Here is a 13149-nt window from a genome sequence, read left to right on the forward strand (position 1 = left end):
GTCGAGCCCGGGCCGTCGTGCGTCCGGGGCGTTCCGAGCCCGAGGCGCGTAGTGTCCTGCCATGCCCGTCGGCGCCGACCACCCCAGCTGCTTCACCGCGTCCGGGCATCTGTACGTCGTGCCGTCGGACTCGGGGCTGAGCCGCGACGAGGTGCGCGAGCGCTGGCCCGGTGCGGGTCGGCGCCGCCGCGTCCGCCTCGGCGACGTCTGGCTCCTGACGGGGGGCGTGACCGGCGGGCTCTTCCTCGCGTCGGTGGCCGGGGGAGTGTGGCACGCCACGAGCGTGCTGAGCCTCGTCGCCTTCTTCGTGGCGGGCGGGCTCGTCGGCGCCGTCCTCGCCCTCGGCACCCGCAAGCTCTTCGACGACGACGCGTCCGGCACGGGGGAGGCGGACCGCCGGAGGCGCGGGTCGGCCCACCATCCCGTGCCGCTGCACGTCGTCCAGGTGCCGTGGGACGTGGCCTGGGCAGCACCCGCGGACGCGACGGGCGACGAGCTGGCCCTGTGGTCGACCCTGGTCGTCCGGTACCGGGACGCCCGCGCGGCGTTCGCCTCGGGGGAGAGCCCGGCGGGCGACCCCAGCCGGACGGGCGACGACGTGCCCTCGGCGTCCGAGGAGATCGCACGGCTCGAGTCGGAGTACCGTGCGGCGACGGCGGCGTACGAGCCCGTCGCGCAGCTGTTGGGTCTCCAGGACAGGTAGCGGTCGGACCGGCGATGCGGCGCCGGTGATCTCCGAGGTCCGAGCCCAGGGGGACGTGCGCGATGCGCCCCGCCCGTCCCGCCGCCGGCATCGTCGTCGAACGCCCGGGCACGAAGAAGCCCCGGACCACTCACGTGGTCCGGGGCTTCGTGTCAGGTGCGGGTCTCCCCGCTCCTTGTCGGCGTCACGAGGACGCCGCCGAGTCAGATGACGCGGATGTTCTCGGCCTGGAGGCCCTTGTTGCCCTGAGCGGTCTCGAACTCGACCTTCTGGTTCTCCTCCAGGTTGCGGTAGCCGTCGCCGGCGATCGCGGAGAAGTGCGCGAAGACGTCAGTGGATCCGTCGTCGGGGGTGATGAAGCCGAAGCCCTTTTCGGAGTTGAACCACTTAACGGTACCTGTTGCCATTTTTCTTGTTCCTTCAATCAGAGTTGTCGATCCCGATTTCGGGATCGCTCGTCGCGGTGCTTTTTTGTCCGCTCCCTCTGAGAACGCCGCAGCCTCGACCTCAGCCCCCGGTGGGGACGTCGACCGTGGCACGTCGCGAGATACAAATGCGTAACACAACAACCAGTCACCCCAGCCTACTGCACGACCGGGCGGCCGACACAAGCGCCTGGCGAGAATGAGCCCGAGATCGCCGAGGATGCACGCTCTGCAACCGCCGGCCACAGGGAGGGACCCGCCGAGCACGGGGAAGGGACCGCACCGCGAGAGCACGGGAGAGGGGCCGCACCGCGTGAGGCGGGGCGATCGCGCCGCCCAGGTCGAGAACCGTGCCGGATGTGGGACTCGAACCCACACGCCCTCTCGGACAGAGCATTTTGAGTGCCCCGCGTCTGCCATTCCGCCAATCCGGCGCACGACGACCGGCCCCAGAATACCGTAGGCTGATCGGCGTGAGTGACCAGGAAGCAACCTCAGCAGCACCCCGTCGCGTCGTCGTGGCCGAAGATGAGTCCCTCATCCGGCTCGACATCGTCGAGATCCTCCGTGACAACGGCTTCGAGGTCGTGGGCGAGGCCGGTGACGGCGAGACCGCCGTCGCCCTCGCCACCGAGCTTCGGCCCGACCTGGTGATCATGGACGTCAAGATGCCCAAGCTCGACGGCATCTCCGCGGCCGAGACCCTGAGCAAGAACCACATCGCCCCCGTCGTCCTCCTAACGGCCTTCAGCCAGAAGGAGCTCGTCGAGCGGGCGAGCGAGGCGGGCGCCCTGGCGTACGTCGTGAAGCCCTTCACCCCCAACGACCTGCTGCCCGCGATCGAGATCGCCCTCTCGCGCTACACGCAGATCATCACGCTCGAGGCAGAGGTCGCCGACCTCGTCGAGCGCTTCGAGACCCGCAAGCTGGTCGACCGCGCCAAGGGGCTGCTCAACGAGAAGATGGGGCTCACCGAGCCCGAGGCCTTCCGCTGGATCCAGAAGGCCTCGATGGACCGTCGCCTCACCATGCACGACGTCGCCCAGGCGATCATCGAGCAGCTCAGCGTCAAGAAGTAGCCGACCCGCTGCACGAGGGGCCCGTACCGTCCGGTGCGGGCCCCTCGTGCGTCCGGGTCGCGGGGCAGGGTCGGCACCGTCGTGCGGTCGACGACCCGCGCCTCCTACGGCTGACGCGCGTCGGTGAGGTAGTTCGTGATGCGCACGGTCGACAGCAGCCGCCCCTCGTCATCGGTCATGACGACCTGGTGCGTCGTGAGCGTGCGACCGAGGTGGATCGCCGTGCAGGTGCCGGTGACCCAGCCGGTCGCCGCCGAGCGGCTGTGGCTGGCGTTCAGCTCGATGCCCATCGCGAGGCGTCCGGCGCCGGCGTGGACGTTGGCCGCCACGGAGCCGAGCGTCTCGGCGAGCACGACGTGCGCCCCGCCGTGCAGGATGCCCACCGGTTGCGTGTTGCCCTCGACCGGCATGCGGCCGACGGCGCGCTCCGCGCTCATCTCGACGATCTCGATGCCCATCTTCTCGGCCAGCGCGCCGACGCCGCGACGACCGAAGAGCTCGACCGCCTCGTCGCTCAGCCGCGCGTCGGCCGCGACCGTCCGCTCGGCGTCGTTCGACGCGGACGAGGAGGCGCGGGTCGTGTCGGTCATGCTGCTCCCGGATCGAGGTGGCACCGCCCCGATCGGTGTCGGAGGCGCCCGCTAGGCTGACGGGGTGTCGGACGAATCGAAGCCTACCCTCCTGATCATCGACGGCCACTCGCTGGCCTTCCGGGCGTTCTACGCCCTGCCGGTCGACAGCTTCGTGAACCGGGAGGGTCAGCACACCAACGCGATCCACGGCTTCATCTCGATGCTGCTGAGCCTGCTGAAGAACGAGAAGCCGACCCACCTGGCGGTCGCCTTCGACATCTCCCGCTTCTCGTTCCGCACCCGCGAGTACCCCGAGTACAAGGGCACGCGCTCCGAGACGCCGCCCGAGTTCGTCGGGCAGATCCCGCTCCTGCAGGAGGCTCTGCACGCGATGGGCATCACGACCATCACGAAAGAGGACTTCGAGGCCGACGACATCCTCGCCACGCTCGCCGTTCGGGGGCGGGACGACGGCTACCGCGTGCTGGTCGTCTCCGGCGACCGTGACGCGATCCAGATGGTCAACGACGACGTCACCCTGCTCTACCCCTCGGCGCGCGGGGTCAGCGAGCTGACGCGCTACGACCGCGACAAGGTGTTCGAGCGCTACGGCATCGAGCCGCACCAGTACCCCGAGATCGCGGCACTCGTCGGCGAGACGAGCGACAACCTCATCGGCATCGACAAGGTGGGCGAGAAGACCGCCGTCAAGTGGATCACGCTCTACGGCAGCCTCGACGAGGTGCTCGCCCACGCCGACGAGATCAAGGGCGTGGTCGGCGGCAACCTCCGGGACCAGGCAGACCGTGCCGTCCGCAACCGGCGGCTGAACCGGCTGGTCACCGACGTCGAGCTGCCGGTCGCCCCCGGCGACCTCGAGCGCGGCGGCGTCGACGAGGCCGCCGTCCGCGAGCTCTTCGACAAGCTGCAGTTCCGCACGCTGCTCGAGCGCGTCCTCAAGCTGGCCGACGCCGACGAGCCCGGTCGGGAGCAGGCCGGCGAGGGCACCGTCGTGGCCGCGCCCGCCGGGCTCCCGGTCGTCCGCACCTTGATCGACGAAGAGCTCGCCTTCTGGCTCCGCAAGAACGCGAGCGACCCGACCCAGCCGGTCGGCCTCGCGATCGAGCACGGCGCCGACGGGGTCGTCGGCCTCGGCATCTCGTCGCGGACCGAGTCGGCCTACGTGCCGTGGGCCACGGGTCGCGGCGACTACGTCGCGCTCGAGGCCTGGCTCGACGACGCCACCCCCAAGGTGCTGCACGACGCGAAGCGCGCCTACAAGGCCCTCTCGCGGGCAGGCCTCGCCCTCACCGGCATCGTCGGCGACACGCGGGTCGCCGCGTGGCTGCTCCGACCGGGCCGTACCTCCTTCGCCCTCTCCGACCTCGTGTACGAACAGCTCGGCGAGACGCTGCCGGTGTCCGACCCGAACCAGCTCGTGCCCACGGACGAGCAGGTGAGCGTCGCGACCGAGGCCTGGTACACGCTCCGCCTGTCCGAGTCGCTCGTCGAGTCGCTCGACGACGGCTCGCGAGCCGTCCTGGCCGACCTCGAGCTCCCTCTGGTCCCCGTGCTGGGCGACATGGAGCTCACGGGCGTCGCCGCCGACCGGGCGGGGCTCGTCGACCTCTCGGCCCGCCTCGGCGAGACCGCCGGCGGGCTCGCGACGCAGGCCTTCGCCGAGATCGGCCGCGAGGTCAACCTCGGCTCGCCGAAGCAGCTGCAGGAGGTGCTCTTCGAGCAGCTCGAGATGCCCAAGACCCGGGCGACCAAGACCGGGTTCTCGACCGACGCCGCCTCCCTCGCCGACCTGCAGGAGAAGCACCCGCACCCGTTCCTCGGCCTCCTCCTGCAGCACCGGGACGCGACCAAGCTCCGGCAGATCATCGACACGCTCGAGAAGTCGATCGCCGACGACGGCCGCATCCACACGACGTACGACCAGACCGGCACGACGACCGGGCGCATCTCGTCGGTCGACCCGAACCTCCAGAACATCCCGGTCAAGGCCGCGGTCGGCCGCGAGATCCGTGCGGCGTTCGTGCACGGGCCCGACTACGAGACCCTGCTGACCGCCGACTACTCGCAGATCGAGATGCGCATCATGGCGCACCTCTCGGGCGACGCCGGTCTCATCGAGGCGTTCAACGCGGGAGAAGACCTGCACCGCTTCGTCGGGGCGCGCATCTTCGGCGTCGACCCGGCGGACGTCAGCCCGGCCATGCGCACGAAGGTCAAGGCGATGTCGTACGGCCTGGCGTACGGCCTGAGCGCCTTCGGCCTGTCGAAGCAGCTGCGCATCGAGAGCAGCGAGGCGAAGCAGCTGATGACCGACTACTTCGCCCGGTTCGGCGCGGTGCGCGAGTACCTCCGCAACGTCGTCGAGAAGGCCAGGGAGGACGGCTACACCGAGACGATCTTCGGTCGCCGTCGCCCGTTCGCCGACCTCAAGTCGCCGAACCGGGTCCTCCGCGAGAACGCGGAGCGCGCCGCGCTGAACGCCCCGATCCAGGGGTCGGCCGCCGACATCATGAAGCGCGCCATGCTCGGCGTCCGCTCCGAGCTCGACGACCGCGAGATGGGGTCCCGCGTGCTGCTGCAGGTGCACGACGAGCTCATCGTGGAGGTCGCCCCGGGCGAGGTCGACGACGTCCGCGACATCGTCCGGCGCCGCATGATGGGGGCCGCCGACCTCCGGGTGCCGCTCGACGTGAGCGTCGGGCTGGGCGAGAGCTGGGACGCCGCCGCCCACTGACCGGCCCGCCCGTCGGGTGTCGCATCCCCTCGCTGTCCGTTCGCCCCCAGAACGCCCCCCGCCCCCCGAAACGGGCACGAACGGGCACGACACGGCGTCAGAACTTGACCTCTGGGGGCAAACGGACTTTGATGAGCGCGGAACTTCCGAGTTCCCCGTGAATCCCGGCCTCCTCGGCCAGCTCGTCCGACAACGGAGTCCCCGCCCATGTACGCACCGGAGCGCCACCAGCAGATCCTGGACTCTGCGCGCACCCGGGGCCGGGTCGAGGTGGCAGGACTCGCCCGCGAGCTCTCCGTCACCCCCGAGACCGTGCGCCGCGACCTCACCGCCCTCGAACGCCGCGGGGTCCTCCGCCGCGTGCACGGCGGCGCGATCGCGGTCGAGCGCCTCGGCGTCGAGCCCCCGGTCTCCGACCGTCAGGCGACCGCGACGGAGGAGAAGGAGCGCATCGCCCGCGCCGCGCTCGACGAGCTCCCCGACGGCGGCTCCGTCATCATCGACGCCGGGACCACGACGGTCCTCCTCGCCGGCATGCTCCCCGCCGACCGCGAGCTTACGGTCGTCACCCACTCCCTCCCCGTCGCCAACGTCCTCATCACCCGCCCGAACATCACGCTCCACCTGCTCGGCGGCATCGTGCGACCGCGCACCCTCGCCGCGGTGGGGGAGTGGACCCGCACCCAGATCGGCGAGGTCTTCGCCGACGTCGCCTTCATGGGCACGAACGGCATCTCCGCCGAGCGCGGCCTCACCACCCCGGACATCGCGGAGGCGCGGGTCAAGAAGGCCCTGATGGCCGCCTCCCGACGCACCGTCGTCCTCGTCGACCACACCAAGTTCGGTCGCGAGGACTTCGCCCGCGTGGCCCCGCTCTCGGAGATCGACACCGTCATCACCGACACCGGCGTCGACGCCGACCTCGCCGACGACGTCGAACGCTCCGGCCCCCGCGTGGTGATCGTGTGAGGCACCCCGCCCGGGCGACCTCCCCGCACACGCCGCGTCGCGCCTCCCCGACATCTCCTCCCTGCACCACCGACAGCACCCGCAGCACCCCCCTCCCCACAGCACCACCCGATCCGTCTCGTCCCTGAGACCGAAGGAGCGACACCCCTCATGTCCGAATTCACCCCCACGGTCACCGGCACCGGTGTCCGAGCGCGCGTCCAGCGCTTCGGCGGCTTCCTCGCCGGCATGGTCATGCCGAACATCGGCGCGTTCATCGCCTGGGGCCTCATCACGGCCCTGTTCATCCCCACGGGCTGGACGCCGAACGCGACCATCGCCACGATCGTCGACCCGATGATCAAGTACCTGCTGCCCGTCCTCATCGCCTACACGGGCGGTCGGATGATCCACGGCCAGCGCGGTGCCGTCATCGGCGCCATCGCGGTGATGGGCGTCATCGTCGCCACCGACAAGCCGCAGTTCCTCGGCGCCATGATCGTCGGCCCCATCGCCGCCCTCCTGCTGCAGCAGTTCGACAAGCTCATCGACGGACGCATCAAGTCCGGCTTCGAGATGCTCGTGAACAACTTCTCGCTCGGCATCTTCGGCGGCCTGTTCGCCGTCGGGTCCTTCTTCGGCATCGCGCCGATCACGACCGCCGTCACCAACGGCCTGGGCGGAGCGGTCGACTTCCTCGTCGAGCGCGGCCTCCTGCCGCTCGCCTCGATCATCATCGAGCCCGCGAAGATCCTGTTCCTCAACAATGCGATCAACCAGGGCATCCTCACCCCGCTCGGCGCGGCCGACGTCCAGGACAGCGGCAAGTCCATCCTCTTCATGCTCGAGTCGAACCCCGGCCCCGGGCTCGGCATCCTGCTCGCGTTCCTGTTCTTCGGCCCGCGAGCCATCCGCCCGTCGGCCCCGGCCGCGATCATCGTCCAGTTCTTCGGCGGCATCCACGAGATCTACTTCCCGTACGTGCTGATGAAGCCCATCCTGCTCATCGCCGCCGTCCTCGGCGGCGCCACGGGCATCGGCTGGTTCTCGCTCACGGGCGTCGGCCTCGTCGCCAGCCCCTCGCCCGGCAGCATCTTCGCGTACTTCGCCGTCTCGGCCCGAGGGGACTTCCCGCTGATCCTGGTGGGTATCCTGCTCTCGGCAGCGGTCTCTTTCGTCGTCTCGTCCATCCTCATGGGCTTCGGCCGCAAGGAGAACCGCGAGGCCGCGGCCGAGGACGCCGCCGCGCAGCAGCAGCAGCTCGCCGACGCGCAGGCCGCCACGGCCGCCGCGAAGGCCACGAGCAAGGGCACCGCGGGCACGTCCAGCCCCAACAAGTAGAACTGACGTGGGGGCCGGTCGTCCCGGCCGGCCCCCGCACACCCCGAAGAAACAAGGAGACTGACATGGCAACCCTCGACGGTTCCTCCATCAAGAAGCTCATCGTCGCGTGCGACGCCGGCATGGGCAGCAGCGTCATGCTCGCCTCGACGCTGAAGAAGCAGCTGAAGAAGAGCGGCGTGACCGTCGAGCACTCGCCGGTCGCCAGCATCCCCGCCGACGCCGACGTGGTCGTGACGCAGAACAACCTCGCCGAGCGCGCCCGCGGCGTCGTCCCCAACGTGCCCGTGGTGCCGTTCCAGCTGTTCATGGGCGACCCCAACGTCGCCAAGGTCGTCAAGGCCATCCAGGACGGCTCGACGGTCGAGGTCTGAGCGTGAGCGACCCGCAGGCCCCCGCCCTGACCGAGCTCCTCGCCGAGTCGTCCATCCGCCTGACGGAGACCGCGGCCAGCCGTGACGACGCCATCCGGGCGACCGGACGCGCGCTCGTCGAGGCCGGGGCCGTCGACGAGTCGTACGTCGACGCCATGTTCGAACGTGAGGCGTCCGTCTCGACCTACGTCGGCGAGGGCGTGGCCATCCCGCACGGCACCCTGGCCGGCAAGGACGCGGTCAAGGCGGACGCCCTCGTCGTGCTCCGTTTCCCGACGCCCGTCGACTGGGACGGCAACGAGGTCTCCGTCGCCGTCGGCATCGCGGCGAAGGGCAACGGCCACATCGCCATCCTCAGCCAGCTGGCGAGCATCCTCATGGACCCCGACGCGGCCGCCGCCCTCCGCGGAGCGACCACGAGCGCCGAGGTCTACGAGCTCCTCGCCGCGACCGACGACGACGACTGACGACGTCGGTCCGGGCGGCGGTCACGCCGCCGACCACCCCGGTGCACGCCGCACCCGACCACACCGGCACGACATAGGAGAAGAAATGCCCGAACGCACCGTCACGATCGCCTCGAGCGTCGGACTGCACGCCCGCCCCGCCTCGCTCTTCAGCCAGGCCGCGGGCAAGACCGGCGCCAAGGTCACCCTGACCTCGGCCGCCGGCAAGAGCGTCAACGCCGCCAGCATCCTGGGCGTCCTCTCGCTCGGCATCGGGCACGGCGAGGAGGTCGTCGTCGCGACCGAGGGCGACAACGCCGAAGCCGCCCTCGACGAGCTCGCCGCCCTGCTCGAGACGGACCTCGACAAGGAGTAGCTCCCGCCTCCCCGACGAGGGCGTCGCCGCATCTGCGGCGGCGCCCTCCGTCGTCCGCCCGTGGCTAGGCTCGGGGCATGACGGACCTGTCGACGACGCCCGAGCGCCAGCCCACCCCCATCGACGACGTCGCCGAGCGCTGGGTCGACACGCTCGTCGAGCTCGACCCCACGACGGCCACCTGGATCGGTCGCGAAGGCCGCACGGGGGAGTATGGCGACTACTCGCCCGCCGGCCACGCGAGGCACGTCGCCGAGGTGCGCGCCGTCCTCGCCGACCTCGACGCGCTCGAGCCGGTCGACGACGTCGACCGCGTGACGAAGGACGACCTGTCGAGCGAGCTGCGGCTCGACCTCGAGTACGCCGAGCAGCGGCTCGAGCTGCGCGACCTCAACGTCATCGCCTCGCCGGCCCAGGGCATCCGCGAGGTGTTCGACCTGATGCCGACGGCGACCGAGCGCGACTGGTCCGACGTGGCGTCGCGCCTCTCGCGGGTCGACGTGGCCGTCGCGCAGTACGTCGAGACCCTCCGCGAGGGCATCGCATCGGGCGTGGTGCCGGCCCGCCGGCAGGTGCTCCAGGTCGCCGAGCAGTGCGCCCGCATCGGCGCGTCCGACGGGTTCTTCGCCGAGCTGGCGTCGTCGGCGGTCCTAGGGGACGGCACCGCGCCTCCGGCGTCCCTCGCCTCCGACCTGTCGGCCGGCGCCCGCGGGGCCGCCTCCGCCTACCTGTCGCTGCGAGGGTTCCTGCTCGACGAGCTGGCGCCGAGCGCCGGCGCCGACGACGCGGTGGGCCGCGACGCGTACGCCCTCCACTCGCGTCGGTTCCTCGGGGCGACCGTCGACCTCGACGAGACCTACGAGTGGGGCCTCGACGAGCTCGCTCGCATGACCGCCGAGCAGGAGGCCGTGGCCCGGACGATCGAGCCCGGCGCCAGCGTCGAGCGGGCCATCGCCGTGCTCGACGCCGACCCCGCACGCCAGCTCGACGGGACGGAGGCGCTGCGAGCGTGGATGCAGCAGCTCAGCGACCGTGCCGTGGCCGAGCTCGGTGAGAGCCACTTCGACATCCCCGAGCCGGTCCGCCGCCTCGAGTGCCGCATCGCGCCCACGAAGGACGGCGGCATCTACTACAAGAGCCCCAGCGACGACTTCTCCCGCCCCGGCCGCATGTGGTGGTCGGTGCCCGAGGGCGTCACCCGATTCGGCACCTGGCGCGAGACCACCACCGTCTACCACGAGGGCGTCCCCGGCCACCACCTGCAGCTCGGCCAGGCCGTCTTCGGTCGGGCCACGCTCAACACCTGGCGACGTCAGCTCGCCGGCACCTCCGGCCACGCCGAGGGCTGGGCCCTGTACGCGGAGCGCCTGATGGACGAGCTGGGCTACCTCGACGACCCCGGCGACCGCCTCGGCATGCTCGACGGGCAACGGATGAGGGCCGCTCGGGTCGTCCTCGACATCGGCGTGCACCTCGGCAAAGCCTTCCCCGGCAGCACCGAGACGTGGGACGCCGCGAACGCGCTCGCCTTCATGGGCCGCAACGTCAACATGGACCCCGAGTTCGTCCGCTTCGAGGTCGACCGGTACCTGGGCTGGCCGGGCCAGGCCCCGTCGTACAAGGTGGGGCAGCGCATCTGGGAGGACCTGCGGGCGGAGCGTGCACGGCTCGAGGGCGCCTCCTTCGACGTGCGCCGGTTCCACCGCGACGCCCTCCGCCTCGGCGGGGTCGGCCTCGACACCCTGCGTCGGGCCCTGCTCGCCTGACCTCGGCCACGGCGCGCCCGGGATCGTTGCCCCACGAACGAGGTGCGAGCTATGATGTGGGGGCGCAATCTGCGTCGATCTGTCCGCACGCCGCGGTCGACACCCTCTGACGGAACGTTCCCGACGGACGACCACGGCCCGATACATGCTTTCACTGGAGCACTAACTACATGACAACCGTAACGACCAAGGCACCCAAGCAGGTCGCCATCAACGACATCGGATCCGCTGATGACTTCCTGGCCGCGGTCGAGAAGACTCTGAAGTTCTTCAACGACGGCGACCTCATCGAGGGCACCGTCGTGAAGATCGACCGCGACGAGGTCCTCCTCGACGTCGGCTACAAGACCGAGGGCGTCATCCCCTCGCGCGAACTCTCGATCAAGCACGACGTCGACCCCACCGAGGTCGTCGAGGTCGGCGACACGGTCGAGGCCCTCGTCCTCCAGAAGGAGGACAAGGAAGGCCGCCTCATCCTGTCGAAGAAGCGGGCTCAGTACGAGCGCGCCTGGGGCGACGTCGAGAAGATCAAGGACGCCGACGGCGTCGTCACCGGCACGGTCATCGAGGTCGTCAAGGGCGGCCTCATCGTCGACATCGGCCTGCGGGGCTTCCTCCCCGCGTCGCTCATCGAGCTGCGCCGCGTCCGCGACCTCACGCCGTACCTCGGCCAGGAGATCGAGGCGAAGATCCTCGAGCTCGACAAGAACCGCAACAACGTGGTCCTGTCGCGCCGTGCCCTGCTCGAGCAGACGCAGTCCGAGAGCCGCACCACCTTCCTCAACAACCTCCACAAGGGCCAGGTCCGCAAGGGCGTCGTCTCGTCGATCGTCAACTTCGGCGCCTTCGTCGACCTCGGCGGCGTCGACGGCCTCGTCCACGTCTCCGAGCTCAGCTGGAAGCACATCGAGCACGCCAGCGAGGTCGTCGAGGTCGGTCAGGAAGTCACCGTCGAGATCCTCGAGGTCGACCTCGACCGTGAGCGCGTGTCGCTCTCGCTCAAGGCGACGCAGGAGGACCCGTGGCAGGTCTTCGCCCGCACGCACGCCATCGGCCAGGTCGCGCCCGGCAAGGTCACGAAGCTCGTCCCCTTCGGCGCGTTCGTCCGCGTCGCGGACGGCATCGAGGGCCTCGTGCACATCTCCGAGCTGTCGGCGAAGCACGTCGAGCTGGCCGAGCAGGTCGTCGCCGTCGGCGACGAGGTGTTCGTCAAGGTCATCGACATCGACCTCGACCGTCGTCGCATCTCGCTGAGCCTCAAGCAGGCCAACGAGGGCGTCGACCCCGAGGGCACCGAGTTCGACCCGGCGCTCTACGGCATGCTCACCGAGTACGACGACCAGGGCAACTACAAGTACCCCGAGGGCTTCGACCCGGAGACCAACGAGTGGCGCGAGGGCTTCGACTCGCAGCGCGAGAAGTGGGAGCAGGACTACGCGGCTGCCCAGGCTCGCTGGGAGGCGCACAAGAAGCAGGTCGCTGCGTCGCTCACCGAAGAGGCCTCCTTCGAGGCTCCGTCGGGCTCGACCTTCTCGAGCGAGACCGCCGGTGCGGGCACCCTCGCCGACGACGAGTCGCTCGCGGCTCTGCGCGAGAAGCTCTCCAGCAGCAACTAGGTCGTCAGCACCTCACGGTGCCCGACGTCCTGACCGGAAGGCGGTCCCCCTCGGGGGGCCGCCTTCCGGCGTTCCCGGGGGAGTACCCTCGGCGGATGTTCGTCTGTGGCCTGACCGGGGGCATCGCCGCCGGCAAGAGCGTCGTGTCCCGCCGACTCGGAGAGCTCGGCGCCGCGGTCGTCGACGCCGACCTCCTCGCTCGGGAGGTCGTGGAGCCGGGCACCCCGGGCCTCGCCCGCATCCGGGAGCGGTTCGGCACCGGCGTCCTCGGCGCCGACGGCGGACTCGACCGCGCGGCGCTCGGCGCGCTGGTCTTCGCCGACCCCGCCGCTCGACGAGACCTCGAGGCGATCACGCACCCCGCCGTCCGCGAGCTCTCCGCCCTGCGCATGCGAGAGGCCGTCGCGGACGACCCGGCCCGGGTCGTCGTCTACGACGTGCCCCTGCTGGTCGAGTCGCGCGGGTCGGGGGAGTTCGACGTCGTCGTCGTCGTGCAGGCCCCGGCCTGGGTGCGGGTGCGACGACTCGTCGAGCTGCGCGGCATGTCCCCGGAGCAGGCCCGGTCCCGCGTCGACGCCCAGGCCGACGACGCCGCCCGGCTCGCGGCGGCGGACCTCGTCGTCGACTCCTCGGGCACGCTCGAGCGGACGTTGGAGCAGGCCGACGCGACGTACGAGCGGCTGCGTTCGCTGTCAGCGGTGAAGGCCGAGGCCGCCCCGGAGCCGACTGTCGGTGGTCGCTCCTAGAC

The 13149-nt window shown here is 70.7% G+C and carries 13 protein-coding genes and 1 tRNA gene; 11 read left to right on the top strand and 3 right to left on the bottom strand.

Features of this window, described 5'->3' with window-relative positions; translation table 11 throughout:
* Positions 1 to 61 precede the first annotated feature (61 nt).
* Positions 62 to 703: a hypothetical protein gene (locus EDF38_RS07400; RefSeq protein ID WP_123354647.1), complete on the top strand. Its 642-nt coding sequence runs from the start codon at positions 62 to 64 to the stop codon at positions 701 to 703.
* A 203-nt stretch (positions 704 to 906) separates the two neighbouring features.
* Here EDF38_RS07400 and EDF38_RS07405 read toward each other — a convergent pair whose 3' ends face one another.
* Both EDF38_RS07405 and EDF38_RS07410 read right to left on the bottom strand, forming a co-directional pair.
* A complete protein-coding gene (locus EDF38_RS07405; protein WP_056054766.1) occupies positions 907 to 1110 on the bottom strand; it encodes a cold-shock protein in 204 nt (67 codons plus the stop codon).
* Positions 1111 to 1479: 369 nt separating this feature from the next.
* Positions 1480 to 1562 (bottom strand) — tRNA-Leu (locus EDF38_RS07410).
* A gap of 39 nt (positions 1563 to 1601) precedes the next feature.
* On the opposite strand from EDF38_RS07410, the gene EDF38_RS07415 reads away from it, so the two are divergent.
* Positions 1602 to 2207, top strand: coding sequence for an ANTAR domain-containing response regulator (locus EDF38_RS07415; RefSeq protein ID WP_148061463.1), 606 nt, complete (start codon positions 1602 to 1604; stop codon positions 2205 to 2207).
* Between the two features lie 104 nt (positions 2208 to 2311).
* On the opposite strand, the gene EDF38_RS07420 is transcribed toward EDF38_RS07415, so the two are convergent.
* Positions 2312 to 2665, bottom strand: a complete 354-nt coding sequence (locus EDF38_RS07420) for a PaaI family thioesterase (RefSeq protein WP_233572366.1) — start codon at positions 2663 to 2665, stop codon at positions 2312 to 2314.
* A gap of 196 nt (positions 2666 to 2861) precedes the next feature.
* On the opposite strand from EDF38_RS07420, the gene polA reads away from it, so the two are divergent.
* From polA to coaE, 9 genes are all read left to right on the top strand, one after another.
* Entirely contained in the window at positions 2862 to 5534 is a 2673-nt protein-coding gene (gene polA, locus EDF38_RS07425; RefSeq protein WP_123354650.1) for a DNA polymerase I, read from the top strand.
* A gap of 207 nt (positions 5535 to 5741) precedes the next feature.
* Complete coding sequence (locus EDF38_RS07430; RefSeq protein WP_123354651.1) at positions 5742 to 6503, top strand: DeoR/GlpR family DNA-binding transcription regulator; 762 nt, start codon at positions 5742 to 5744, stop codon at positions 6501 to 6503.
* A 150-nt stretch (positions 6504 to 6653) separates the two neighbouring features.
* Positions 6654 to 7823 (top strand): PTS mannitol transporter subunit IICB, encoded by a 1170-nt coding sequence (locus EDF38_RS07435; protein WP_123354652.1) that lies wholly within the window; start codon positions 6654 to 6656, stop codon positions 7821 to 7823.
* A gap of 65 nt (positions 7824 to 7888) precedes the next feature.
* On the top strand, positions 7889 to 8197 hold the full coding sequence (locus EDF38_RS07440) for a PTS lactose transporter subunit IIB (RefSeq protein ID WP_056054781.1): 309 nt from the start codon (positions 7889 to 7891) through the stop codon (positions 8195 to 8197).
* A 2-nt stretch (positions 8198 to 8199) separates the two neighbouring features.
* Positions 8200 to 8664 (top strand): PTS sugar transporter subunit IIA, encoded by a 465-nt coding sequence (locus EDF38_RS07445; protein WP_233572293.1) that lies wholly within the window; start codon positions 8200 to 8202, stop codon positions 8662 to 8664.
* An 85-nt stretch (positions 8665 to 8749) separates the two neighbouring features.
* Complete coding sequence (locus EDF38_RS07450; protein WP_123354653.1) at positions 8750 to 9019, top strand: HPr family phosphocarrier protein; 270 nt, start codon at positions 8750 to 8752, stop codon at positions 9017 to 9019.
* 77 nt (positions 9020 to 9096) lie between these two features.
* Complete coding sequence (locus tag EDF38_RS07455; RefSeq protein ID WP_123354654.1) at positions 9097 to 10785, top strand: DUF885 domain-containing protein; 1689 nt, start codon at positions 9097 to 9099, stop codon at positions 10783 to 10785.
* Between the two features lie 170 nt (positions 10786 to 10955).
* A complete protein-coding gene (rpsA, locus tag EDF38_RS07460) occupies positions 10956 to 12401 on the top strand; it encodes a 30S ribosomal protein S1 (protein ID WP_123354655.1) in 1446 nt (481 codons plus the stop codon).
* Positions 12402 to 12496: 95 nt separating this feature from the next.
* Positions 12497 to 13147, top strand: coding sequence for a dephospho-CoA kinase (gene coaE / locus EDF38_RS07465; protein WP_123354656.1), 651 nt, complete (start codon positions 12497 to 12499; stop codon positions 13145 to 13147).
* Positions 13148 to 13149 lie beyond the last annotated feature (2 nt).

Source organism: Frigoribacterium sp. PhB160 (assembly GCF_003751785.1).
In the GTDB taxonomy this organism is placed as follows: Bacteria; Actinomycetota; Actinomycetes; order Actinomycetales; family Microbacteriaceae; genus Frigoribacterium.